Below are 23,701 nucleotides of genomic sequence, written 5' to 3'. Positions count from 1 at the left end.
AGCCTGTGATGCGCAAGGCCGGCGTGAGCATGGAGAAGCTGAAGCTGAATAATATGCCGATCCGCTATAAGCTGATTATTCACTTTTTGCTGATTAGCATTCTGCCTTCTATTGGACTGGGGCTGTTGATTGGCTGGACGGTGGACCGGATCGTGGAGGAGCAGAGTACCGAGAACACGATGCAGCTCATCCGCAAGGTGAATACCGCCATTGAGAGCGATGTGGAGAATCTGCAGAAAATTACATACCTGATCTCGTTCGATCCGGGCGTCCAGAAGTTCCTGAAGGGGGCGCCAACGGTTCCGGCACAGCCGGACCCCGCAGCGGGCAACGGGGAATCGGCGGAATACAATATCCGCAAATTTCTGCAGGGCTTCACCACACTCAGCTCCGAGATTGCCGGCATTATGCTGGTCAACCGTGAAGGCGATTTCATCAGCAACGAGATGTATACCCGTTCCGGTACCCGGCTGACGGAGGAGAGCTGGTACAAGCAGGCGGCAGAGAATAAGGGGATCTTCCTGATCGTCGGGCATCCCTACGGCCGTGCGGTCAGATCCCATGTGGACTATAAGGAGAGCGAGGTGGTCTCTGCAGTACGGGCTATTGTGAATCCTGAGACGCAGGTGGTCCAGGGCGTGGTGCTGGTGGATCTGAAGCTGCGGGTAATCGCGGAGACAGCTAGAGATGTCACGCTCGGCAAAACCGGATATCTGACAGTGGTGGACAATCGCGGAGAGATGATTTACGCGCCGCAGCACCCTTTAATGCGTACCATCCCGGCAGGTCTGTTCACCGAGTCCTCGGGCATTACCTCGGAGACCGTAGACGGCCGCAAGCTTCAGCTGATCTACCGGACCTCGCCGTTTACCGGCTGGACCACGATGGGCGTGTTCCCGATGGATGAATCGGCTTATGGAATCCGCGAGATTACGTTCAATGTTGTTACCTTTGTATTTGTAGTCTGTATGCTGGGCATGACCGCATCGTTCTATCTGGCCTATTCGATCTCCCGTCCTATCGGCCAGCTGGCTTCCTTCATGAGCAAGGCGCAGTCCGGCGATCTGACGATCCGCTACTGGGGCAGCCGTTCCGATGAGATCGGGCTGCTCGGCCGCAGCTTCAATACGATGCTGGCCCAGATTGGCCGGCTGTTATCCCTGACCGAGCTTCAGGCGCGGCAAAAGCGTGAGGCGGAGCTGCGCAGTCTCCAGGCGCATATCAAGCCGCATTTTTTGTACAATACGCTGGATACGATTCACTGGATGGCCCGCAGCAAGGGAGCGGAGGATATCGCCGAGGTCGTCCAGTCCCTCTCCAGGCTGTTCCGGCTGGGCTTAAGCAAAGGGAGCGATATCATACCGCTCTCCGATGAGCTGGAGCATATCGTCAGCTATCTGAAAATTCAGCATGTCCGTTATAGCACCAAGCTGACGTATTCCATTGAAGTGGAGCCGCACTTACAGGAGCTGTATGTGCTTAAGCTGCTGCTGCAGCCGATGGTGGAGAACGCGATCTATCACGGCATCAAGGAGCGGCGCGGCCCCGGACACCTCTCCATTGCAGTCGTGGAACGGGACAACGACCTGTATCTTACTGTACGTGATGATGGGGCAGGGATGTCTGAAGATAAGCTGAAGGAGCTCAGGCGGCGGCTTGAAGCGGTAGGTACAGAAGAACTGGAGCGCCCGGAGACGGAAATGGCTGTAACAGGCACCGCAGGAAGCGGCTACGGCATATTGAATGTGCAGGCGCGGATCAGGCTGACCTATGGAGTGCCATACGGTATCCAGATTGAGAGCGGACCGGGTCAGGGAACTCTTGTAACGGTGCGTCATCCGGTTGTTCGTGAGAGTTACTCAGAGAAGCAATAGGATAGAGGAGGATGATCTGTACATGATGGACAAATGGAAAGTAATCATTGCCGATGATGAGCGCATTATCCGGGAGGGCATCCGGCAATGCGTGGACTGGGATAGCCTGGGTATGGAGGTGACGGCAGAGGCAGAAGACGGGGAGGAGGCGCTGGAGCTGGCTGTGGAGCATGCCATCCATATCGCCCTGGTGGATCTGAACATGCCGATTATGCATGGCATGGAGCTGATGAAGCGGCTGCGGGAAGCGCTGCCCGACTGTAAGATTGTTGTAATCACCGGCCACGATGAATTCGCTTATGCGCAGGAGTCGATCCGGCTGCAGGTGAATGATTATATTCTCAAGCCTGCGGAACCGAAGCAATTGATGCAGGTGCTGCGGGGCGTCGCGATGAGCTGGAGTCCGAGCGGCAGCAGAGCCAGCATCTGGAGCAGGCTTCCCGGCAGCTGATGAAGAACTTCCCGCTGCTGCGCGAGCGCTTCTGCCAGGAATGGCTGGACGGTAATCTGAGCCAGGCGGAGATCCTGGAGCAGCTGCAATTCCTCAAGCTTCCGCCGCAGCGGCCGGAGCTGATCGGCATCATCCGCTGGAGGTGGGAGGGCCAGCATCCGGCGATGAAGGAGAAGGAGCGCCAGCTCTTCTTGTTCGCCATAGAGAATATCGCCGCCGAGCTGTTGGACCCTTATCCCAAGGTGATGTTCCGGGACGCCGCCGGATTGATCGTCATCCTGCTGTGGGATGCCGCCGGTGAGCGCATCCTGGCCGGAGTGGAGGCCGCAGTGCGCAGCCATCTCAAAATCGCTGTTGAAGTCGGCACGCGGCTGATCCAGGGAGAGATTACAGAGCTTGCTGCCGCTTACCGGAGCTGCCGGGTGGCGCTAGTCAAGGAGCAGCCGCTGTCCCCGCTCGTCCGCCGGGCGAAGCAGCATATCCAGGAGCATTACAGCGAATGCGAGCTTACCCTGGAGGCCACAGCAGGCCTGCTTCAAGCCTCCCCGGTCTATCTGAGCCGCCTGTTCAAGCAGGAGCTGGGCGAATCCTTCGGCACGTATCTGACCCAGACCCGTATCCGCCGGGCCGCCCAGCTTCTGCATTCAACCGACCTCAGTATTAACGAGGTGGCGGAGCAGTCGGGCTATGAGACCCAGCATTATTTCAGCACGGCCTTCAAGAAGCAGACCGGTGTGGCACCGCTGCAGTTCCGTAAAGGGGTGCAGGCTGAGGTACGCAAGTAATAGAAGATCTGATTAATAGTGGGGAATGCTTCCGCAGCTATCTATAAGCGAGAGGGCATTCCTTTTTGTATATAAAAAGTTATATTTTCATAAAAACAGTAGCCTCAGTGTAAATACGGCACCTGCCCCCGGTTGCTATACTCGATTTGTCACACGGGAACACCTGTGGAAGACATCAGAATAGTTCAGGGGGTAGTGCAGGAATGAAAAAATATTCAATGATCACGCTTCTGCTAACACTGGTACTCATCTTATCTGCATGCGGCAACAGTGGTAATTCATCCAGTAGCGCCGGCAGCTCTTCCGGCGGCGGGGATACATCGAAGGGCAAGGTGGGCATCGCGATGCCGACCAAATCTTCGGAGCGCTGGGTGAATGACGGCAACAACATGGTCAAGGAGTTCGAGAAGCTGGGCTACGGGACGGATCTGCAATATGCGGAGGATGTTGTCGAGAATCAAGTGTCGCAAATTGAGAACATGATCACCAAAGGTGTGAACGCCATTGTAATCGCTTCAATTGACGGTGAGGCGCTGACGGACGTGCTGCAGAAGGCGCATGACGCCAACGTTAAGGTGATCGCTTATGACCGTCTGATCAAAAAAAGTGAATTCGTAGACTATTATGCGACCTTCGATAATTTCAAGGTGGGTGTGCTGCAAGGCTCTTACATTGAAGAGAAGCTTGGCCTGAAGGACGGCAAAGGCCCGTTCAACATCGAGCTGTTCGGCGGATCGCCGGATGACAACAATGCCTACTTCTTCTTCGACGGCGCCATGTCGATTCTGAAGCCATATATCGATTCCGGTAAACTGGTGGTCCGCAGCAAGCAGCTTACGATGGATAAGGTAGCTACGCTGCGCTGGGACGGCGCTGCCGCCCAGTCACGGATGGATAACCTGCTGAGCGCGAACTATGCGAGCGATAATCTGGACGCTGTCTTGTCTCCATACGATGGCATCAGCATCGGTATCCTGTCTTCGCTCAAGGGTGTAGGCTACGGCTCCGGCGACAAGAAGCTTCCGGTGGTTACCGGACAGGACGCCGAGCTGGCTTCCGTGAAGTCCATTCTGGCCGGAGAGCAGACCCAGACAGTATTCAAGGATACCCGCGAGCTGGCCAAGAAGGCAGTGGAGATGACGGAGAGTGTGCTGAAGGGGACCGAAGCTGAAGTCAACGATACCACCACCTACGACAACGGGGTCAAAATCGTCCCGTCCTACCTGCTGGAGCCGGTCTCTGTGGATGCGGGCAATGTGGATAAAGTGCTGGTGGACGGCGGGTACTACACCAAAGAGCAGCTCGGACAATAATAATCCGCAGCAATTTCTCGCGGTTTCCCGGCGGCATCTAACAACGAAAAAATCCGCCGGAGAACCGCTGCACAGTCACAAGGAAAGCTGGGTGAGAGGCACATGAGTGAAATTATTTTGGAGATGAAAGGCATTACCAAGACATTCCCCGGCGTCAAAGCGCTCTCGTCAGTCAATCTGCAGGTGAAGGCAGGCGAGATCCACGCCCTCTGCGGAGAGAATGGGGCAGGCAAGTCCACGCTGATGAAGGTGCTTAGCGGAGTGTATCCGCACGGGACGTATGAAGGGGATATCTATTACCAGGGGCAGGTATGCCAGTTCAAGGATATCAAGGACAGCGAAGGCCTGGGGATCGTCATTATCCATCAGGAGCTGGCGCTGATTCCGTATTTGTCGATTTCGGAGAACATCTTCCTCGGCAATGAACAGGCCAGACGCGGGGTGATCAACTGGAACGAAACGACGGTCAAGACCAAGGCGCTGCTAACCACCGTCGGCCTCAAGGAATCGCCGTTTACAGGAGTCTCTACGATAGGTGTCGGCAAGCAGCAGCTTGTAGAGATCGCGAAGGCGCTCTCCAAGGAAGTGAAGCTGCTCATTCTCGACGAACCGACAGCGGCGCTGAATGAGGATGATAGCGAGAACCTGCTGCTGCTCATTCTGGAGCTGAAAAAGCAGGGGATATCCTCGATTATCATTTCCCACAAATTGAACGAAATCGAGAAGATAGCGGATTCCGTCACGATTCTGCGGGATGGACAGACCATCAAGACCCTGGATATGAAGCAGGATGCTGTTACAGAGGATGTCATTATCAAAGGCATGGTCGGGCGCGATCTGACGAACCGTTACCCTGAACGCACACCGGATCTGGGAGAGACGATCTTCGAGATCCGTGACTGGAATGTCTATCATGAGACACAGGCGGACCGCAAAATGCTGGATCAAATTAATCTCCACATCCGGCGGGGTGAGGTGGTCGGCATTGCCGGGCTGATGGGCGCAGGGCGCACGGAGCTGGCGATGAGTGTGTTCGGCAAGTCATATGGCAAGCGGATCAGCGGCCAGACTTTTATGCACGGCAAGGAAGTACACCTGAATAACATCAGCCAGGCGATAGAGCATGGGTTAGCCTACGTGACCGAGGACCGCAAGCATTACGGCCTGATCCTGATCGACGATATCAAGCGGAACATTTCGCTCAGCAGCCTGAAGAAGCTCTCCCGCCATGGCGTCATTAATGAGAACGAGGAGGTACTGGTTGCAGAGGAATACCGCAAGAAGCTGAATATCAAGACTCCCAGCATCCTGCAAAAAACCGTGAATCTCAGCGGCGGCAACCAGCAGAAGGTGGTACTCAGCAAATGGATCTACGCCCAGCCGGATGTTCTGATCCTCGATGAGCCTACGCGGGGCATCGATGTCGGGGCCAAATACGAAATCTATTCCATCATCAACAGCCTTGCCGCAGAGGGGAAGGGCGTGCTGGTCATCTCTTCCGAGCTGCCGGAAATCATCGGGATGTGCGACCGGATCTACACCATGTGTGAAGGGCGGATCAGCGGGGAAGTGGAGCGGAAGGATGCGTCGCAGGAGCTTTTGATGAAATTTATGACACGAAGCAGGGGGTAACACCGCATGGGAGCCATTAGTGAACTGTTCAAAAAAAATATCCGCCAATACGGCATGATCATTGCCTTGATTTTTATTTCGGTGTTCTTTCAAATTCTGACCGACGGCATTCTGCTGAAGCCGCTGAACGTGACCAATCTCATTCTGCAGAATAGCTACATACTGGTGCTGGCTATCGGGATGGTGCTGGTAATCATCACTGGGCATATCGACCTCTCGGTCGGCTCGGTAGCTGCCTTCATCGGCGCCCTTTCGGCCATTATGATGGTGGATATGGAGCTGAATCCGGTGCTGGCCGTAGTCATCTCGCTGCTGATGGGCGCGCTGGTCGGGGCCTGGCAGGGCTTCTGGGTCGCTTATGTCAAAATCCCGGCGTTCATTGTTACCTTGGCGGGCATGCTGCTGTTCCGGGGCCTGACGATGATCGTGCTGAACGGGCAGTCGATTGCGCCTTTCCCGAAGACTTTTCAGAAGATCAGCTCCGGGTTCATTCCCGATGTTGCGAGCGGGGGTTCGCTGAATGTACTGACCTTGATCATTGGTATTCTGCTGTCGTTGCTGGTGATCTATCAGGAAATACGCAGCCGCCGGATCACCGTGAAGTACGGTTTTGAGCGGTCTCCAATCTGGATGTCCGTTGCCAAAGCCGCTGCGCTGGTGATTGTCATCAACCTGTTCACCTATGTTCTGGCACAATATAACGGGATTCCTAACATCCTTGTGATTCTGATGGTGCTGATCGTGATGTACTCCTTCGTCATGAACCACATGACCATGGGGCGGCATATCTATGCCCTGGGCGGCAATGAGAAGGCGGCAAGTCTCTCCGGCGTCAAAACCAAACGGGTGACCTTCTGGGTATTCGTCAACATGGGTGTACTCGCTGCCCTGTCCGGTCTGGTCTTCGCGGCCCGCCTGAACTCGGCTACCCCTAAGGCCGGTACGAACTTCGAGCTGGATGCTATCGCTGCCTGCTTCATCGGCGGAGCCTCCGCGTCCGGGGGAATCGGAACCGTAGTCGGTGCTATTATCGGAGGTCTGGTCATGGGTGTCATGAACAACGGCATGTCGCTCGTCGGCCTCGGCGTAGACTGGCAGCAGGGGATCAAGGGGCTGGTGCTGCTGCTTGCCGTAGGCTTTGATATCTATAACAAGTCGAAGACAGCCTGATATAAGATAGAACCGGGCCGGAGCTGCTCCAGAGGGAGCGGCTCCGGCTTGCCTGTCGTACAAGTTCTCCCGCACAGCTTGCAGCATACGGCTCTGGCATGGATAATAGCACCTAAGGTGCTTTATATTTCATGATAGTAACAGGAGGCTACAGATGCAGATTATTGCCATGCTTACCATGCTGATTGACCATGTTGGGCTGATCTTTTTCCCGGGTGAGCTTGCCTGGAGATATGTGGGGAGAATTGCCTTCCCGATCTACTGCTACGCGCTGGCGCAAGGCTATATCCATACCTCCTCCAGACCCCGTTATCTGCGGCGGCTGCTTATCATTGCGGTGTTGGCACAGATTCCGTACAATCTGGCGATTCATCCGGGAGGCTGGAACGTCGTCTTCACCCTGCTGATCTCAGCGCTGGTCCTTGCCCTGCTTGATAAGCTGCCGAATCTGTGGGCGGGTATTCCGGTAGTGGTAGTCGCTGTGCTGCTGATGGATGCTCTGCCGGTGGACTACAACGCGTACGGCCTGCTGCTGGTGCTGATCTTCCGTTATACCCGTTCTTATGTGCTGGTGCTGGCGCATTTGGCGCTGAATGTATTCTATCTGTTCTATTATCATTGGCTGGTGCAGATGGCCAGCATTATTCCGACCCTTCTGATTGCGCTGACTCCGGGTTTTTGGGTGCTGCTGGAGAAGAAGCGTCTGCCGCGCTGGGTCTGGTGGTGCTTTTATCCGGCCCATTTAGCAATACTTGCGTTGGTAAAGTTTCTCTTTTTCAAAGAATGGGTATTTATAGAATGGCGGAGTTTATTTAGCGTATGAGGGTTCATCATTTCCAGGTGCTGTATTTACAAATTGATGCTCCTCTGAGATGATGGGTACGTTGCCAAATTATGAGCTAGAGGAGACATGCTATGAAGAAAATGAAAGCAAGAACCAAATGGCTGGTGCCGATTCTCGCCCTGCTGCTGATTCTGTCAGGCTGCCAGGCCGTTGGCGGCTTCGATGTCAATAAGGCACTGCTGGGGGATCTGGATGTCAAATCCTCTGAATCCAGCACTACGATGACCCTGAGCGCTGTTCCGGCTGCAGGCATCACCGCAGAGGACCGCGAAGTTGTTGATCTTATTAATTCCTTATCGCTTACGCTCGGCCATGTGAAGGTTCAAGATAACGGCAATGTCTCGGCCACGGGAGTTGTGGGTTACAAGGAGTTCAAGATTCCTTTCTCCCTCTTCACCGACCAGAAGAACCTGGTCTTCACCGCAGAAGGCGCGAAGCAGCCGTTCTACATGCCGCTTCAGAGCAATGAAATGTTGCTCGGCCTGGAAGCAACCGATCCTGCCAAGACCTTGGAATTCACTAAGCTGGCCTCCCAGTTCGTGATCAAGAATCTTCCGAATCCGGGTGCGATCACAGTGACATCCGTTAATGAATCCGTATACGGCCAGCCAACCAGCTTGACGAAGCTACATACGGAAATTACAGGGGAAGAGCTTCCGGTATTGCTTAAGAGCTTCCTGAGATCTGTGTCTAAGGATAGCGAAGGCTTCACTGCCCTGATCAGCGGTCTATATGATTACATGTATCCGCTCATCAAAGACAGAGCTGAAGATCTGAACAGCATCGGTCTGGGCGATATTCCGCTGGAAGACAAAGAAGGGGTAGTCACCGTAGTGCATGATGCAGCCAAGCTGGCGGTGGATGCTCTCCTGCTCGTCTATGACAAGCAACTGGAGAACCTCTATGAATCGACCCCTGAACTCAAGACTGTTCTCGGCAAGGATACGAAGCTGACTGCAGATATCTTCGTGGACAGCGGCTTCCATGTCCGCAAACAGAACATCGACTTCAATGTTGCTCTTCCGGCCGATGAATATCTGCCGCTGCAGAGCATCAACATGAAGCTGGTGTCCGAGACTTGGAATGTGAATGGTCCGGTAACAGCTGATCCGATCAGCACGACAGGCGCAATTGATTACTCCAAGGGAGATCTTACGCCGGGTGAGACGCTGAGAAGCTTCGATGCCAGTTCATCCGTCTATAAGCTGCTCAAAGAGGAGATGGCAATTACCTCGAAGAGCCTGATGATCGCACCGGACGACGATTACTATTATCCGGTCGTGAAGAATGGCACTACCTATGTACCGCTGCGCTATGTGGCAGAGGATCTGGACGCTAAGGTAGAGTGGGATGGGCCTAACAAATCGATCAAGGTAACTGACGATGTATACGGCGATCAGCTCGTATTCAAAATTGGTTCCGCGCAGGCACAAATTGCCGGCAAGACCGTGAAGCTTCCGTTAGCCGTATTCGTAGATGAGTACGGAGATGCTAATGTGCCGCTGCGTGTATTGGCCGAAGGCCTGCACGCCACGGTTGAAGTGGATGATGACGGCTATATCTGGATCGAACGTCCGTAAGAAGTACCATTATAGTCAAAAAACCGGGACCCCTGAGTAATCAGGCGGTTCCGGTTTTTTTTGTGGGAGTTACCGGGTCTTGCCTTGACAATATAGGTTTATTGCAATAGACTTAACGTCATTAGGTCTACTGCAATAAACTTATAAGGAGTGAACAGGATGGAGCCCTACAAATTATATGATGCTGAATATAAATTCGCTTGCCTGATCTGGGATCATGAGCCGATTAATTCTACAGAGCTGGTGAAGCTGAGCCTCTCGGCGCTGGGCTGGAAGAAATCCACGACCTATACCGTGTTAAGAAAGCTATGTGAGCGGGGAATTCTCAGAAACGAGGGGGCCATGGTCACAGCTGTCATCCCGAAGTCGGAGGCGCAGCGGCATGAGAGCCAGACGGTAGTGGACAAAGCCTTTGGCGGGTCGTTGCCGCAGTTTTTGACTGCTTTTCTCGGGGATAAGAAATTGTCCGCGAAGGAAGCGGCAGAGCTGAAGAGGATTATCGAGGAGGCCTCCCAATGACGGACCTGTGGATCAGCATTCTGAACATGAGCATTACTGCCAGCTATGTAGCCGTCGCCGTAATGCTGGCGAGAGTTCTGCTGCGGCGCGCCCCCAAGCTCTTCTCCTATATGCTGTGGTCCGCAGTAATGATCAGGCTGATCCTGCCTGTCAGCTTCACTTCAAGCTTCAGTATCCTGAGGCTGGCAGGGCCTGCAGGCTCGTCCGGCACAGGGCAGCTGCAATTCGTTCCGAAGAACATAGGGAGGCAAGCGCAACCTGCATTGGACACCGGAACAGGTTCAGCAGGAAGCCTGTGGAACAGTCTGCTTCCGCCGGTAGCACCGTCAGCAAGCGTGAATCCGGTGCAAGTCATCCTGTGGGCCGGCAGTATGATCTGGCTGACAGGTGTTATAGTACTGCTCCTGTACAGCGTGTTCTCTTATGTGAGAGTCATGCGCAGTGTCCGTACAGCAACAATTGTGAAGGGGCATGTCTTTGAGACGGACCAGATCATGACTCCGTTCGTATTCGGCTTCTTGAAGCCAAGGATCTACATCCCGGCCGGGATGAGTGAACAGGAGCTGTCCCATATCCTGCTGCACGAGCAGACTCACATTAACCGGCGGGATTACCTGATCAAGCCGCTGATGTTCCTGCTGGTCATTCTCCATTGGTTCAATCCGCTGATGTGGCTGTCTTTTGTGCTTATGAGCAAGGATATGGAGATGTCCTGCGATGAAGCGGTGATCCGGAAGCTGGGGCCGCAGGTTAAAAGCAGTTACTCAGGCTCCCTGCTTGGATTTTCAACCCGCCGGAGCGGTCTTATGACCGGCAGTCCGCTGGCTTTTGGAGAGAGCAGTGTAAAGGCACGGATTAAGCATATTCTTGCTTACCGCCAGCCGACCTCGGGGAGTGTGGCCGCTTTTACCCTCGTCCTTGTGATCCTGCTGATTGGATGTACCGCTAATCCCAAGCCTGTGCAGCGTCCGTCGCAGCAGCTATATTCGGGTTATACGGTGGATCAGCTGCTGGAGAATAAGACAAAGTATATTGGCGACGCCAGCAAGGTCACAGCGCTGCTTGGTGCAATGCCGCTGCCCCAGGGACTGGAGAGGGCAGGCATTGAGCTGACAACCGGCTCCCGCCCGTATGAGTTAACCATCAATTATACAGTGAACGATATTAAGGGAATGTGGAACGATGAGCTTCAGGCGTTAAGCCGGGAGCCTCTCCTGCATAATTCAATCCTGCTGTTCAGCCTGATTGATAACGCGGATATTATTAATTACTCACTTGCGGATGAAGGTATAACTTACAGCTTCACGTTCGCCAGAGAAGAGATGGATAAGCTGCTTGGAGAGGATGTCCGCCCTTATGGAGCGGATGAAGCTGGCCTTCGTAAGCTGATTGACCGGCTGGAGAGTGTCAAGCTGACTCCTTAAATGCCGATTTTCACAGCATATTTACGAAACACAGCTGCACCTTTTATCCAATGCTTGAACGCGGATGATAATCTGGAATGAGGTATACATTCTGGAGGCAAGGGAGCAAGAGGTATGCAAGCAGAGAAACAGACGGTACCGGGAGAACATTGGAAGGGGAAGGCTGGAACTTTACTTGAGATCCTGTTTGTATCGGCCCAATTGGGTCTTACCTCCTTCGGCGGACCGGTCGCCCATCTGGGTTATTTCCACAATGAATATATCCGCCGCCGGAGATGGATGGATGAACGAAGCTATGCGGATCTGGTTGCGCTCTGCCAGTTCCTTCCTGGGCCGGCGAGCAGTCAGGTAGGGATTGGCATCGGGATGATACGGGCAGGCTGGCTGGGCGGGTTGGTCGCTTGGTTGGGCTTCACTTTGCCTTCCGTCCTTGCGCTGGTCGCGTTTGCCTTCCTGCTGCAGGGCTATGATATTGCCGATGCAGGCTGGATTCACGGTCTGAAGATCGTAGCTGTAGCAATTGTTGCCCAGGCCATCCTTGGCATGGGGCAGAAGCTGACCCCGGACCGGGAAAGAGTAGCCATCGCGGTTATAGCGGCAGGTGTTACATTATCATGGCAGACGGGCTACAGCCAGATTCTCACGATTGCTGTAGCGGGCATAGCCGGGGTATGGCTGTACCGCCACAGTTCTACGGAGAACGTGACAAATCTTCCGATCCCCATCCGCCGGTCGTCTGGCATTGTTTGTTTAGCATTGTTCGGCGTACTCCTGATAGTGCTCCCGTTCCTTAGAGGGACGGCTGATGCGGGACCGTTAGCGATATTTGACAGCTTTTATCGTTCCGGTGCTTTGGTGTTCGGCGGTGGACATGTCGTGCTTCCGCTGCTGGAACAAGAAGTTGTTCCTACCGGCTGGGTGAGCCAAGCGGATTTCCTGGCGGGATACGGGGCCACGCAGGCTGTACCGGGTCCGTTGTTCACTTTTGCAGCCTATCTCGGGGCAATGACCGCCGGTGTTCCCGGAGCCATCGTGGCCACGTTCGCGATTTTCCTGCCAGCCTTTCTGCTGGTTGCGGGCGCATTGCCTTTTTGGAACAGCTTAAGAAGGAGCCCCCGGATGCAAGGAGCCTTAACCGGAATCAATGCTGCTGTGGTAGGAATACTGCTTGCCGCCTGGTACGACCCCCTGTGGACAACAGCCATCCTCGCACCGCTGGACTTTGCCCTCGTTGTCATTCTGTTCGTAATGCTGGTCTTCTGGAAGCTGCCGCCTTGGTTGGTTGTGGTGGCCGGTGCGGCGGGAGGAATGGTGATCGGGTGGTGACTTAACCGTATAACTCATGGAATGCTCCATGTTGAACTGGCCTTTGCTTAATTGAGAGGTCAGTTTTTTGGTATACAGCCAGGCGGTATTCGTCTGGCTTCCCGGACTATAGATGTGGAACATGATGCTGAGATGGAGAGGCATATTATTGTTCCTGGCAGAAATTTAGTTGAAGCGGTTAAAATCATGGACGGCGAGGACAGAACAACAGAAGTTGAAGTAAGTAACCATCATGTTAGATTCACAGCTAACAATATTTTGGTTCAATTTGCTTTAATTGAAGGGGAGTACCCGTCCCTGCACCATGTGATTCCGCACACTTTTATATCAGAGATTACAATTGGAACAGCTCCTCTGTTAAAAACCGTCGAACGGACGACGGTATTGGCGAGTGAAAGTATTATAAGGTTAGAGACCGCTGCCGACAGACTACGTTTGTTATCCCAAACCGCAGAAATCGGAGATATTGAGGACGAGGTATCTATACTCGAGAAGAACGGGGAGGATTTCACGATCTCGCTAAATGGAAAGTATGTGGCAGACATCCTACATGGTACGAGTAGTGAGTTCGTACGCTTGCGATTCACCGGCAAAATGAGCCCGATGGTCATACACCCGAAGAATGATCTTTCTTCAACTTTTTTTCTAATTACTCCAGTGCGAACCGCAAAGTAAGCGTAAGGCATAGCCCTGTTATCCGTAAATTAAAAGCAAAAAGAAGCGGAGGGGAAATTTGGAGCTGTAGGAGCGATAGAGTCCGCCTTTGTCACCGGATTTCTACCACGAAGAGTGGTTTAAATCAAGAAATCTGGGGACAACAGCGGCCGGAAGTCCAAATGTTCACCGCAGCGCCGACCCTGCTTCGAGTTCGAAAACTATGTATGCCGATTTTTTTCAAGACCTAATTCAACATAATAACAGAACGCAAAGAAACAGTCTATATTTTTTTCCGGGAATGGAATAGAGTAGAGTAGCCGGCAATACAAGAAGAAGTGGAGTGTGGTTACTTGAAATTTCATTGTCATCTGGAGGCTGCTGCGTTGCAGGAGTATGTGGAGAAGGTCTTCGGTACGCGTTATACCGTCGCTAAGGTCAGTAAGATGGAGGGCGGTGCCCAGAAGGTGGTCTATAAGCTCGACTGCAGCAATGGCTTCTCCTGTATTCTGTATGTGTGGGATCTTGCCATGAATTATTTTCAAGAAGAAATCGTTAATCATAATATACATGCTGAGTCCTACGGGAGCGAATTATTTGAGAGCAATAACAGGTTCCTGACGGAGCATGCAATCCGTACGCCATTACTCTATGATATGAACAGGGACAGAGACCGGTACGATTTCGATTATGCACTGGTTGAATATGCTGCCGGACAAGATGCCGAGGTGTATTTCCAACATCCCGATAACAAGGTTCAGGATAAAGTCTTCCGGCAGCTGGGAGAGATGACTCACGCCATGCATAGGATTCAGAGCAGTACCTACGGAAAACCGGATCAGACTGCGCCTAACAACAAACAATGTCATCTGCATCAACTATACAATGGGATAAAACAGCTATCTTATGCCGCAGAGCATGTGGAAGCCATCCGCAAGAATCAAGGGAAGCTGCTCGACAAACTATATAGTCTGGAGTCCAAAATAGTACCCCGAAACAGCTACGGATTCATTCACGGGGAGCTTGGACCCAACCATGTGATCGTTACGGATCAGCTGGAGCCTTGCCTGATTGATATTGAAGGAGCCGAATTCTATGATATTGAACACGAACACAGCTTCCTGGAGATGCGTTTTGGGGAGCACTACCACTATCTGAACCATGTTGAGCTCGATGAGAACCGGAAGCTATTCTATAAGTTCCATCATCATCTCTCATTAGTCGCAGGCGGGTTGAAGTTAGTTCACCGAGGTTTCCCTGACCAGCAGCTCGCACAAGGAATTGCCGATCGTCATGCTCACTGTGCGCTCCAGTTTATAGAAGCATAAGCCTAGAGCAAGCCTCTCTTTCGTATACCGTAAGGGAGGCTTTGCTGTCTGCTATTGTGTAGTCAGAATCATCTCCAGCGAGGTATTGCTCACTTCTGCGTGCTCCGCCATACTGCGGATATATCCGGACATGAAGCCGCCCTCCATACTCTCCCACAGCTTGAATCCCGGCATCGCCCGGATCTCCTCCAGCGAATCAGCAGCGTTCCCGGCAAAATACTTCACGTTCAGCTTCGACATCACCTCAGCCATCGACTGCTTCTGCGCCTCCGTGAAGCTGCTCTCCTTCAGCTTGTTCATCGCTTTGTCATATGAGTTCTCTGCGAAAATCTGCTCCGCATACGCTTTGAAGTTCAGCAGGTGCGGATCGGTCTTGTGGTTGGCCTTGGCCCAGCCGTCAACATCTACTTGAGCGGTGTGGTAGGTCACGGCCCGTGAAGCGGGATCGAAGGTCATTCTGCCGTACTGGTGCGGATTCACCGCCATGGCGCTTGTAGCAATATCATAGACAGGCAAGGCCGGATCTATCGAGGCTTCTGGAGGATCGCGGCGGATATCCTGCATATGAATATGCCCGGATAATACCAGGTTTAGCCCATTCCTGCGAAAAGCCTTCATCGTCTCCTGGCTGTTGTTGAGCTTGAACCCGGAGACGGCCATGGAGGTATGGCTCAGCAGATTATGATGCATCACGGTAATCACAGACGCATGCTCCTGAGCGGCCCGCTTCACATTGTCGTCGATCCAGGCAAGGGTGGAGGGCAGCAAGCGCCCGTCGGTCTGCGGAAAATTATATTCTTCGTTATGTGCATACTGGGCACTATCAAGCATCAGCAGCCACAGGCCGGGTGCTGCCTTCACCGCATAGCTTAAGCTGTCCGCATCGCGCGAGACCGCCTCGTTATATCCGAAATCATCATAGATGCGCAGGAAATCCTCTACATTAATATGCTTGGCAACGACCTGCTTGTCACCGTCGAACGATCTGGCCCAGGGGTTGTTGATATCATGGTTGCCCGGAGTCACGTAGACTCGGGTTCCCGCAGCCTCCATCCGGTGCAGCTTCGCGGCCAGCTCTTTATGACTGCCCGCTTCACCGTTATTCGTGAGGTCGCCGCTCAGAATGAGGAAGGCCGGCTTGTTCTGTTCCACATCCCGTACCAAAGCTTCGGTCAGCTCATCGCTGTAAGGAAGCATTTTGCCATCGCCGCCTGTGACATAGGTCTGGAAGGCCTGACCGCCGTCCTCCAGGGCTTTGTCCAGATAATGCGTATCGGTGGCGACCCAGAAGGATACAGGTTCTCCGGGTTCTGCAGCAGGGGTCACGGCCTCAGCAACTGCTGGAACAGTGTTCAAGGCAGAAGAAGCGGAGTCTTCACACCCGCTGAGGATGAGGATGGAGGAGAGGAGCATCATTAAGGTGAGCTTCACCGTATGGATTGTGCGGTTATGAAGAGAGGTGCGCATGGCTTAACCTTCTTTCTGTATTTTTGGCTGAACCATTGTAGCTTATTTATGAGGGGGTTGTATATACGATATGTTAGCCGTTGTTTCTAAACCTCTATAATAGCTTATAGAAAATAGTGGAAGGTGCATAATTGAAGGCAATTCAGCGACACTAAGAGCGGATATACAAAATAAAGCGCTGATACAGGAAAAACTTGTGAATGATGTGTTGTATTCAGACCGGAACAGTGTTATGATTAAAAAAAGTAAGTTACTTAATTAAATGGAGGTAGTTATTTTATGTCTAAGACTTTTTTTGAAGCGGTAAAAGGCAGACGTTCCATATACGCCATCAGTAAAGAATCCCCAATCTCTGATGAACAAATTCAGAAGATTGTAGAAGAGGCTGTTCTACATAGCCCAACTTCCTTCAACTCGCAAAGCTCCAGAGCTGTAGTATTGCTGGGCGAACAACATGATAAGCTGTGGGATATTACAGCAGAAACCCTGCGTAAGATCGTTCCTACTGAACAATTCGAAGGCACGGCTCAGAAGCTGTCCTCTTTCAAGGCCGGCTACGGCACTGTGCTCTTCTACGAAGATCAGGCAGTGGTGAAACACCTGCAGGAGAACTTTGCACTGTATGCTGAGAACTTCCCGATCTGGTCCAACCAATCCTCAGGGATTCTGCAATATGTAGTATGGACTGCCTTCGCCGAAGAAGGTCTGGGAGCCTCCCTTCAGCACTATAACCCGCTGATCGATGATGAAGTGAAGGAGACCTTTGGTATTGCTGCGGACTGGAAGCTGATTGCCCAGATGCCATTCGGTAACATCCTGACGCCTCCAGGCGAGAAGGAATTCCAGCCGATTGAAGAGCGCGTGAAGGTAATTAAATAAGCAAACCCTGCGGTAAGCAGTTTAGAACCTCCCTGATCCGGCTAAGTATGAATATAGCCCGTTCAAGGAGGTTTTTATAATGCCATGGGATAAAGATAACTACCCGGATTCACTGAAGAACTTCATGGCCCCCGTTCGCAACAAAGCGGTGGAGATCGCCAATGCGCTGCTGGAGGACGGATATGAGGAGGGGAGGGCCATCGCTATTGCCACTGCACAAGCCAAGGAGTGGGGCGAGAATCGCGATAAGCAGATCCGCAAAAAGGATCACTGACCGCTCTGCCTGGACTCCGTTGGTGAGGCGTCCATCTGGACATAAGCAAAGAGGACAAGCGGTTATCCGCCTGTCCTCTTTGTAATTATAGCTTGTACACCAATGCGCTATTCGTTATTTCGTTGCAGGAGCTTCCGTTGCAGGAGCTTCTGTTGCAGCAGCAGGTGCTTCACTGGCTGCCGGAGTAGCAGATGCATCCGGTTTATCGGTCAAAGTATTCGTGATTTTGGCATTCTTGTTCAGATCAGCGAGCCAGGTGGAAGACATCTCGGATACCTTCTGTGACATCAAGGTCTTCTTGATTTCGTCTTTCTTCTCGGCAAGTGTATATTCTTTGGCTTCCTTACGGTCGGTAACCTTGATAATGTGGTAGCCGTAATCGGATTTCACTGCACCGCTGGTTTCGCCAACCTTCAGCTTGAAGGCTGCATCGGAGAACTCAGCAACCATGTCTCCGCGTTTGAAGAAGTCCAGATCGCCGCCTTTGTCCTTCGAGCCGGTGTCAGCGGATTTTTCCTTAGCCAGTGCGGCGAAGTCTCCGCCTTCTTTGAGCTGCTTAACGATGGCTTCTGCTTCTTCCTTGGTCTTCACCAGGATGTGGGAAGCACGGACTTCTTCCTCCTGATTGTATTTCGCTTTGTTTTCTTCGAAATACTTGGAGATTTCATCATCGGTAACCGTTACCTTTGGTTCTACCAGCTTGCGGATTTCAACCTGGAGCGGCATTTGCTTCTTCAGGTCTTCAATGGTCATCGAGCTCTGCTGCAGAGCGTTATTCAGAGCTTCCTCGCCGCCGAACTGGGTTTTGAGGTTCTCAATCTCTTCATTGATGTCTGCATCGGTAACTTTAATGTTAGCTTTCTTGGCTTCCTGGCCCACCAGCGTGGTGGTAATCAGGTTTTGCAAGGTGGATTCCCCGCCGGCTTCAACCAATTTATCATACAGCTGCGCTTTGGTGATGTCTGTTCCATTCACGGAAGCAACTGCAATTTTGCTGTCATCTTTCTTGAAAGGTTGTACAATCAGCACTACGATTAGCGCTGCTGCCAGTACGAGCGATGCAATCATCCAGCCTTTGCCGCCGCCGGATGGAGCAGGTGAGGAAGGAGGAGTACCGCCGCCGCCGACTTTGTTCATCACGGGAACGCTTTCTTCAACTCTTGGAGCTGTTCGTACAGGTTCCTGCGGTACAGGGGCTGTTCCGGCAGGTTCAATAACTTCTTCCGGAGTACTCACAGAAGCGTCGTTCTCTTCCGGCGTAATGCCGTTTTCTAGCTTGTCATTTTCATTGAAATCTTTTTTGTCCATTATAATTAATGACTCCCTTCAATATAGGTGGTGCCTGTCTTTCTACAACTTTACCAGAAAACAGAATTCCAAACCTTAAGAAAGTATAAAAAAGCACAATTACTTTTTAAGATTCCATTAAGAAACAGGTAAAACACAGGAAAAACCGGAGCAGCACGGGTGTCCCCATATGCGCTCCGGCCTGATGAGAGAGACTGTAATGATTCGAATAGAATAGTACCAAGATGCAAGAGGTGTGCGGATAACGCTCCGGCTTAAGAGCTCAGTCCCCTAAGCAGATGACGGATGTTCTCCTGCTTGCGTCTTGGAACCCGTACAGACTTGGCATAGAGGCCCATTTCACCGAAGTAGATGCAGTCGTCCTCGATGGAACTGATCTTGTTCAGGTTCACGTAGCAGCCGCCGTACACATGATAATAGCTGTTGCTCGACAATAAGCGGTTCAGTTGCTCGGCAGTCATTCTCTTTTTAATATTGTAGTTTCTGCCGTGAAAAATGACCAGGTCATGGTCCCCGACCTTAAAGAACAGAATGTCTGTCTCCACCTCGAAGTCCTCATATACATTTCTGGCTTCCAGCAGGCTGCTCATTCGTGTTCCCCCTTTATCTTGATTAATAACATTAATGTTAGCGCTTTCATTATATCATACTCTGTTTGCTTTGAAAAGTCTTATTTTTGAAATGTTTTTTGTCATTTTTTCCGTTGCATTTGTCATCTCTCACGAAAAAATGTAAATTATATAGATGGCTATTTAACTTGGAGGAGGAATTTCATATGAAAGACAAGACGAAGCTGCTGTTATTTACCGGCTCATATGCCACGGCAGAAGAGAGCGGAATCCAGGTGTTTGCCTTTGACGGTGGAGCCGGGGGCATTCTGGAGCGGCTGGATACCGCAGAGGGCCTGACGAATCCTACGTTCGTAAGTGTGGACCCTTCCGGCCGGAAGCTGTATGCCATAGGGGAGAAGCCGAACGGTACGGGCGGCAAAGAAGGGGAGGTTATAACCTTCGCTATCGATCCTGAGACCGGCAAGCTGACCGAATTGCAGCGGATTCAGACTATGCCTTCGGAAGGCACAGGCCAGAGCACGACCTGTAACATTAACCGGGACGCGAGGAATGAACATCTGGTCGTATGCAGCTATCACGGGGGATCGGTTGGATTGCTGAAGCTGGATCAGGACGGACTGCCTGTAGCATTGACGGATATCGCTCAGCATACAGGACATGGGGCGACTCCGGGCCAGGACCGTCCGCATCCGCATTCGGCCATCTTCAGTCCTGATGGACGCTACCTGTTCGTCTCGGATCTGGGACTGGATCTGATCCGCAGCTACCGGATAGATACAGAAGCGGGAACCTTTGAAGCGATTGGAGATACCCCGCTGCATGCCGGGGCAGGACCGCGGCATTTCGTGTTCCATCCAGACGGGAAGTCCGCTTATGTCATTAATGAGCTGGATAGCACGGTGACATCCTTCCTGTATGATGCTGCGGCAGGAACCCTTAAGACGGCTGCTACCGTATCCACACTGCCTGATGGATATGGGGCCGGCCAGAACAGCTGTGCAGAGATCTCGTTCTCCAAGGATGGCAAATATCTGTACGGCTCGAACCGCGGACATGACAGCATCGTTCAGTACGCTGTGAATCCGCAGACGGCCGGGCTGACCCTGGTAGAGCATGTATCCACCAGAGGCGGACATCCCCGCCACTTCACGGTTACACCGGATGGTGCATATCTGATTGTTGCCAACCGGGACGGCAATAATCTGGTTGTCTTCTCCCTAGACGAAGGCAGCGGCCGCCTGAGCTTCACCGGCAATACAGCTGAGCTGTCGAAGCCGGTGTGCGTGATGCCGGCGGTCTTCCCTGCGTAGGACAGGCAGCCTGGCCCTAAGGAGACAACGGCAAAAGGAACACCGGGATGCTGCTCCGGTGTTCCTTTTGAGTTCCTGAACGGTTCATTTGTAGTAGCTTAGGTTAGAATGTGCGCCGTGCAGACAGCTTATTTGAGTGAGACGGGCTTCAGCGGCACCACGGTAGAGACTGCCGACTTGAAGAGTACATTCTGTCTCCCGTCACCCTGACCCTGCAAGGTGATCGTATAAGCGTCATAAGAGGTTACCAGTCCCTGCATTTTGACTCCGTTAGTTGTAAAGATCGTCACAGGCATCTTTGTTGAGATGCACTGGTTCAACAAACGTTCCTGCAATTTTAGACTTTCCACTTGGCAGCACTCCATCTTTAATTAAAATAATTTCTCCAGGCCATTATAACACGGGACAGACCTCCCCAGGAAATGTGTTCATAAGGCCTGACAAATAGACAAGGGGGTAGTTATGCTATATTATCATTACTGGTCCCGCGGATTCCGGCGTTTTATATGGTTTTTGCTGGCTTTTATCCTGATCGCATTGCTGGTTAAGCTGGGTGGGGCCCAGAGCTTCGACCATGCGGTGATCCGGTTCGTGCAATCGATGGAATCTCCGCCGCTGACGGCGCTGGCCAAAGGCTTATCCCTGGTGGGCTCCTCGAAACTGGCGGTCGGGATCTCTCTGCTGACTATGCTCATCTTGTTCTTCGCGCTGAAGCACCGGCTGGAGCTTGCCCTGTTCCTGTGGGTGGGCCTCGGCTCCCAGCTGCTGAACACGCTCTTGAAGCTGTGGTTCCACCGGGAGCGTCCCACCATTCACAGGCTGATTGAGCAGACAGGCTACAGCTTCCCCAGCGGACATTCAATGGCGGCCTTCTCGTTATACGGGGTCATTGCCTACCTGCTGTGGCGGCACATGCATAACCGGAGCGAGCGGTTACTGCTGATTCTGTTCACTGTGCTGATGACCGGGGGGATCGGCTGGAGCCGGATTTATCTGGGGGTGCATTATCCGAGTGATGTGATCGGCGGCTATGCCGCGAGCGGAGCCTGGCTGATGCTGTCGGCGGCCTGCTTCGAGACTTACAGAAACTATAAAGCGAATCCGCGTAAAACAAAGAATGCCCGGAAGAAGTAACTCCGGGCATTCGGTGCCTGTTCTGTTGCATACTGCTTCTATCATTAGGAGGATGGTCTGGCTTGTCTTCCTTGGTGACGATGCCTTATAGTTCAGGGGGCCTTCGTTGCAGCCGGCGGCGGTGACGGCTTGCCCTGGTGAAGCTGGGCTACGCGGCTGAGGCTGCGCTTGATCAGCGTTGGCAGGCCCGGCTTTAGCTTCGCCGCGTCCTCCTGCGTCAGCTTCCCATCCTTGACGAATCCATCCAGCTTCAGGCTGGCGGCATCGCTCAGCTTCTGGACATACTGGTCTTCGCTCCAGCCCTTCTTCTCCTGGGCCAGACCCGCCAGGGTCTTACCCGATTTCAGGCTGGCAATCAGCTCCTCACGGCCCATTCCGAGCAGCTCAGCCGTTTCGCTGATAATGAAATGGCCTCCGGCCCTGAGATTCCGTTCCCCGCTGCGGGGAGGGGTATGCTCTCTGCCGGTATGCGGTGAGGCCGGGGGAGGGGTGGCTCTGCCTTTGGGAAGCTGCTCGCCGAAGGCGGCGGCTGGAGACAGGGCAAGCATCATGGCTGCTGCCCATGCGGTTAGGGTTCGGGTCGTTTTTTTCATGGATACACCTCTTCTGTTGGTTGTAGTTACTACCCGGTATAACAGTATTCCCTGAAAGCTGAAAGAATCCTGAAGCCCGGCTTAAGACATACTAAAATTCGCCAGCGTAGTTCATGGGTAATAACAAGATATACATAAAGGATGAACATCCGCAGTAATTATGATAAGCTTCAAGCTCTTGGGAGGGATGGACTTGGCTTTCGGTGCCCGCATACTCAAAACAGGAATGGCCGTAACGCTTGCCCTTTATCTGTCCGTTCTATTCAACTTCGCCTCCCCTGTCGGTGCGGCTATTGCGGCGATCTTCGCTATGCAGCCCTCCATATACAGATCATGGCGGTATTTCCTCGATCAGATCCAGACCAGCACGATGGGGGCGGTGATAGCGCTGCTTGGCGGAATGCTGCTCTCCAATGAACCGATTGCGGTTGGACTGGTATGCATCCTGGTGATTATGATCAGCATGAAAATGAACCGCGCCGACACCATCGGCCTGACGCTGGTCACCGTCATCTCGGTCATGGAGGCTTCAGGCCAGTGGCAGTTCGCGTTAACCCGGTTCCTGCTGACACTGACCGGGATTCTGTCGGCTTTTATTATCAATATTTCTGTATTTCCGCCCCAGCCTCGCAAGCAGTACATCCAGCAGATCGAGAATGTGTTCACCAGCCTGTCGCTGCTGCTGCGGACAGCGGTGTCGCATGAGATGAAGGAGAGTGTATTCCGGGATGAGAAGAACGGCCTGGAGGGCGCGATTAAAGCTCTGGCTGACAAATACGCGTTGTTCGAGGAGGAGCAGAAGCAGCTCCGCAGGGCTAAATACAGTCAGACGAGGCAGATGGTAGTCTACAAAAACCTGCTGAATTCCCTGCAAAAGGGCTATCAGGTGCTTGAGGCGATTGACCGGCATTATTTCCAGGCCGACCGGACGGAGCAAACGGATGAGCTGTTCGACCGCCATCTGGAGCAGCTGATTAAGTATCATGAGTACATTCTGCTGAAATTCGAGGATAAACTGAAGCCGGGAGCCAATGACTCCGAGCCGCTGGCGGAAGACAATGACCGCTTCCTGAAGTCCGCCATTAACGGGTATGATCCGCAGAAATCCGGGCAGCTTCGGCTGTCGGTGGTGGCTGCGGCCATCTATGATTACGGCTATCAGCTGGAGCGTCTGGATAAGGTGGCTGACCAGATCCACCGGATGAATGCAGACGACAAGGAAAGTGCAGTGCTGAACGAGAAAATATAGAGCACAAACTGAATA

Annotated in this window: 23 protein-coding genes; 18 read left to right on the top strand and 5 right to left on the bottom strand. The window is 52.7% G+C overall.

Annotated elements, in window-relative coordinates:
• The first annotated feature begins 8 nt into the window (after positions 1 to 8).
• From MHH78_RS22340 to MHH78_RS22280, 13 genes are all read left to right on the top strand, one after another.
• Positions 9 to 1,874, top strand: coding sequence for a cache domain-containing sensor histidine kinase (locus MHH78_RS22340; protein ID WP_341168845.1), 1,866 nt, complete (start codon positions 9 to 11; stop codon positions 1,872 to 1,874).
• Between the two features lie 22 nt (positions 1,875 to 1,896).
• The gene (locus MHH78_RS22335) at positions 1,897 to 2,325 is read left to right on the top strand and encodes a response regulator (RefSeq protein ID WP_341168844.1); all 429 of its coding nucleotides are present in this window, start codon (positions 1,897 to 1,899) and stop codon (positions 2,323 to 2,325) included.
• A complete protein-coding gene (locus MHH78_RS22330; protein ID WP_341168843.1) occupies positions 2,325 to 3,110 on the top strand; it encodes an AraC family transcriptional regulator in 786 nt (261 codons plus the stop codon). The genes MHH78_RS22335 and MHH78_RS22330 overlap by 1 nt, the downstream gene beginning before the upstream one ends.
• A 203-nt stretch (positions 3,111 to 3,313) precedes the next feature.
• Positions 3,314 to 4,423, top strand: coding sequence for a multiple monosaccharide ABC transporter substrate-binding protein (gene chvE, locus MHH78_RS22325; protein ID WP_036729338.1), 1,110 nt, complete (start codon positions 3,314 to 3,316; stop codon positions 4,421 to 4,423).
• A gap of 102 nt (positions 4,424 to 4,525) precedes the next feature.
• Complete coding sequence (gene mmsA / locus MHH78_RS22320) at positions 4,526 to 6,055, top strand: multiple monosaccharide ABC transporter ATP-binding protein (protein ID WP_036729336.1); 1,530 nt, start codon at positions 4,526 to 4,528, stop codon at positions 6,053 to 6,055.
• Positions 6,056 to 6,061: 6 nt separating this feature from the next.
• Positions 6,062 to 7,225: a multiple monosaccharide ABC transporter permease gene (mmsB, locus tag MHH78_RS22315; RefSeq protein WP_341168842.1), complete on the top strand. Its 1,164-nt coding sequence runs from the start codon at positions 6,062 to 6,064 to the stop codon at positions 7,223 to 7,225.
• A 154-nt stretch (positions 7,226 to 7,379) separates the two neighbouring features.
• Positions 7,380 to 8,048, top strand: a complete 669-nt coding sequence (locus MHH78_RS22310; RefSeq protein ID WP_076074467.1) for a TraX family protein — start codon at positions 7,380 to 7,382, stop codon at positions 8,046 to 8,048.
• A 92-nt stretch (positions 8,049 to 8,140) separates the two neighbouring features.
• Positions 8,141 to 9,649 carry a stalk domain-containing protein gene (locus MHH78_RS22305; RefSeq protein WP_083684367.1) on the top strand — a complete coding sequence of 503 codons (1,509 nt, stop codon included), beginning with the start codon at positions 8,141 to 8,143 and terminating at the stop codon, positions 9,647 to 9,649.
• 159 nt (positions 9,650 to 9,808) lie between these two features.
• Complete coding sequence (locus MHH78_RS22300) at positions 9,809 to 10,168, top strand: BlaI/MecI/CopY family transcriptional regulator (RefSeq protein ID WP_036729328.1); 360 nt, start codon at positions 9,809 to 9,811, stop codon at positions 10,166 to 10,168.
• On the top strand, positions 10,165 to 11,592 hold the full coding sequence (locus MHH78_RS22295; RefSeq protein WP_340953437.1) for a M56 family metallopeptidase: 1,428 nt from the start codon (positions 10,165 to 10,167) through the stop codon (positions 11,590 to 11,592). Before MHH78_RS22300 ends, MHH78_RS22295 begins: the two co-directional genes overlap by 4 nt.
• Before the next feature lie 114 nt (positions 11,593 to 11,706).
• Positions 11,707 to 12,918, top strand: a complete 1,212-nt coding sequence (locus MHH78_RS22290; RefSeq protein ID WP_341168841.1) for a chromate transporter — start codon at positions 11,707 to 11,709, stop codon at positions 12,916 to 12,918.
• Positions 12,919 to 12,969: 51 nt separating this feature from the next.
• Positions 12,970 to 13,593, top strand: coding sequence for a DNA polymerase III subunit beta (locus MHH78_RS22285; RefSeq protein WP_341168840.1), 624 nt, complete (start codon positions 12,970 to 12,972; stop codon positions 13,591 to 13,593).
• A 377-nt stretch (positions 13,594 to 13,970) separates the two neighbouring features.
• Entirely contained in the window at positions 13,971 to 14,900 is a 930-nt protein-coding gene (locus MHH78_RS22280) for a phosphotransferase (protein ID WP_341170363.1), read from the top strand.
• Positions 14,901 to 14,951: 51 nt separating this feature from the next.
• Here the strand turns inward: MHH78_RS22280 and MHH78_RS22275 are convergent, their stop codons facing one another.
• Positions 14,952 to 16,367: a metallophosphoesterase gene (locus MHH78_RS22275; protein ID WP_341168839.1), complete on the bottom strand. Its 1,416-nt coding sequence runs from the start codon at positions 16,365 to 16,367 to the stop codon at positions 14,952 to 14,954.
• A 279-nt stretch (positions 16,368 to 16,646) separates the two neighbouring features.
• Here MHH78_RS22275 and MHH78_RS22270 point away from each other — a divergent pair, with 279 nt between their 5' ends.
• Positions 16,647 to 17,246: a nitroreductase family protein gene (locus MHH78_RS22270; RefSeq protein ID WP_036729316.1), complete on the top strand. Its 600-nt coding sequence runs from the start codon at positions 16,647 to 16,649 to the stop codon at positions 17,244 to 17,246.
• Positions 17,247 to 17,325: 79 nt separating this feature from the next.
• Positions 17,326 to 17,520: a hypothetical protein gene (locus tag MHH78_RS22265; protein WP_076074490.1), complete on the top strand. Its 195-nt coding sequence runs from the start codon at positions 17,326 to 17,328 to the stop codon at positions 17,518 to 17,520.
• Between the two features lie 114 nt (positions 17,521 to 17,634).
• On the opposite strand, the gene MHH78_RS22260 is transcribed toward MHH78_RS22265, so the two are convergent.
• Both MHH78_RS22260 and MHH78_RS22255 read right to left on the bottom strand, forming a co-directional pair.
• Complete coding sequence (locus MHH78_RS22260; RefSeq protein ID WP_076074492.1) at positions 17,635 to 18,828, bottom strand: peptidylprolyl isomerase; 1,194 nt, start codon at positions 18,826 to 18,828, stop codon at positions 17,635 to 17,637.
• 254 nt (positions 18,829 to 19,082) lie between these two features.
• On the bottom strand, positions 19,083 to 19,418 hold the full coding sequence (locus MHH78_RS22255; protein WP_036729308.1) for a LytTR family transcriptional regulator DNA-binding domain-containing protein: 336 nt from the start codon (positions 19,416 to 19,418) through the stop codon (positions 19,083 to 19,085).
• A 185-nt stretch (positions 19,419 to 19,603) separates the two neighbouring features.
• On the opposite strand from MHH78_RS22255, the gene MHH78_RS22250 reads away from it, so the two are divergent.
• On the top strand, positions 19,604 to 20,710 hold the full coding sequence (locus tag MHH78_RS22250; RefSeq protein ID WP_341168838.1) for a lactonase family protein: 1,107 nt from the start codon (positions 19,604 to 19,606) through the stop codon (positions 20,708 to 20,710).
• Positions 20,711 to 20,838: 128 nt separating this feature from the next.
• On the opposite strand, the gene hfq is transcribed toward MHH78_RS22250, so the two are convergent.
• The gene (hfq, locus tag MHH78_RS22245; RefSeq protein WP_051478328.1) at positions 20,839 to 21,060 is read right to left on the bottom strand and encodes an RNA chaperone Hfq; all 222 of its coding nucleotides are present in this window, start codon (positions 21,058 to 21,060) and stop codon (positions 20,839 to 20,841) included.
• Between the two features lie 112 nt (positions 21,061 to 21,172).
• Between hfq and MHH78_RS22240 the strand changes: the two genes are divergently transcribed.
• Positions 21,173 to 21,844, top strand: coding sequence for a phosphatase PAP2 family protein (locus MHH78_RS22240; RefSeq protein ID WP_341168837.1), 672 nt, complete (start codon positions 21,173 to 21,175; stop codon positions 21,842 to 21,844).
• 92 nt (positions 21,845 to 21,936) lie between these two features.
• On the opposite strand, the gene MHH78_RS22235 is transcribed toward MHH78_RS22240, so the two are convergent.
• Complete coding sequence (locus tag MHH78_RS22235) at positions 21,937 to 22,437, bottom strand: hypothetical protein (protein WP_341168836.1); 501 nt, start codon at positions 22,435 to 22,437, stop codon at positions 21,937 to 21,939.
• Between the two features lie 193 nt (positions 22,438 to 22,630).
• On the opposite strand from MHH78_RS22235, the gene MHH78_RS22230 reads away from it, so the two are divergent.
• Complete coding sequence (locus MHH78_RS22230) at positions 22,631 to 23,686, top strand: FUSC family protein (protein WP_340953424.1); 1,056 nt, start codon at positions 22,631 to 22,633, stop codon at positions 23,684 to 23,686.
• Positions 23,687 to 23,701 lie beyond the last annotated feature (15 nt).

Source organism: Paenibacillus sp. FSL H3-0333 (assembly GCF_038002805.1).
GTDB classification, from domain to species: Bacteria; Bacillota; Bacilli; order Paenibacillales; family Paenibacillaceae; genus Paenibacillus_AQ; species Paenibacillus_AQ silagei.
The sequence above is the reverse complement of the archived record's forward strand: the minus strand, read 5'-3'. Positions and strand labels throughout refer to the sequence as shown.

Excerpts from the sequence above, each read along its gene's own strand:
- mmsB (WP_341168842.1), top strand. The coding sequence starts at position 6,062 with ATGGGAGCCATTAGTGAACTGTTCAAAAAAAATATCCGCCAATACGGC.
- MHH78_RS22260 (WP_076074492.1), bottom strand. The coding sequence starts at position 18,828 with ATGGACAAAAAAGATTTCAATGAAAATGACAAGCTAGAAAACGGCATT.
- MHH78_RS22340 (WP_341168845.1), top strand. The coding sequence starts at position 9 with ATGCGCAAGGCCGGCGTGAGCATGGAGAAGCTGAAGCTGAATAATATG.
- MHH78_RS22330 (WP_341168843.1), top strand. The coding sequence starts at position 2,325 with ATGAAGAACTTCCCGCTGCTGCGCGAGCGCTTCTGCCAGGAATGGCTG.
- MHH78_RS22250 (WP_341168838.1), top strand. The coding sequence starts at position 19,604 with ATGAAAGACAAGACGAAGCTGCTGTTATTTACCGGCTCATATGCCACG.
- MHH78_RS22305 (WP_083684367.1), top strand. The coding sequence starts at position 8,141 with ATGAAGAAAATGAAAGCAAGAACCAAATGGCTGGTGCCGATTCTCGCC.
- MHH78_RS22255 (WP_036729308.1), bottom strand. The coding sequence starts at position 19,418 with ATGAGCAGCCTGCTGGAAGCCAGAAATGTATATGAGGACTTCGAGGTG.
- MHH78_RS22310 (WP_076074467.1), top strand. The coding sequence starts at position 7,380 with ATGCAGATTATTGCCATGCTTACCATGCTGATTGACCATGTTGGGCTG.
- MHH78_RS22290 (WP_341168841.1), top strand. The coding sequence starts at position 11,707 with ATGCAAGCAGAGAAACAGACGGTACCGGGAGAACATTGGAAGGGGAAG.
- MHH78_RS22300 (WP_036729328.1), top strand. The coding sequence starts at position 9,809 with ATGGAGCCCTACAAATTATATGATGCTGAATATAAATTCGCTTGCCTG.
- mmsA (WP_036729336.1), top strand. The coding sequence starts at position 4,526 with ATGAGTGAAATTATTTTGGAGATGAAAGGCATTACCAAGACATTCCCC.
- MHH78_RS22295 (WP_340953437.1), top strand. The coding sequence starts at position 10,165 with ATGACGGACCTGTGGATCAGCATTCTGAACATGAGCATTACTGCCAGC.
- MHH78_RS22275 (WP_341168839.1), bottom strand. The coding sequence starts at position 16,367 with ATGCGCACCTCTCTTCATAACCGCACAATCCATACGGTGAAGCTCACC.
- MHH78_RS22335 (WP_341168844.1), top strand. The coding sequence starts at position 1,897 with ATGATGGACAAATGGAAAGTAATCATTGCCGATGATGAGCGCATTATC.
- MHH78_RS22235 (WP_341168836.1), bottom strand. The coding sequence starts at position 22,437 with ATGAAAAAAACGACCCGAACCCTAACCGCATGGGCAGCAGCCATGATG.
- chvE (WP_036729338.1), top strand. The coding sequence starts at position 3,314 with ATGAAAAAATATTCAATGATCACGCTTCTGCTAACACTGGTACTCATC.
- MHH78_RS22270 (WP_036729316.1), top strand. The coding sequence starts at position 16,647 with ATGTCTAAGACTTTTTTTGAAGCGGTAAAAGGCAGACGTTCCATATAC.
- MHH78_RS22265 (WP_076074490.1), top strand. The coding sequence starts at position 17,326 with ATGCCATGGGATAAAGATAACTACCCGGATTCACTGAAGAACTTCATG.
- MHH78_RS22240 (WP_341168837.1), top strand. The coding sequence starts at position 21,173 with ATGCTATATTATCATTACTGGTCCCGCGGATTCCGGCGTTTTATATGG.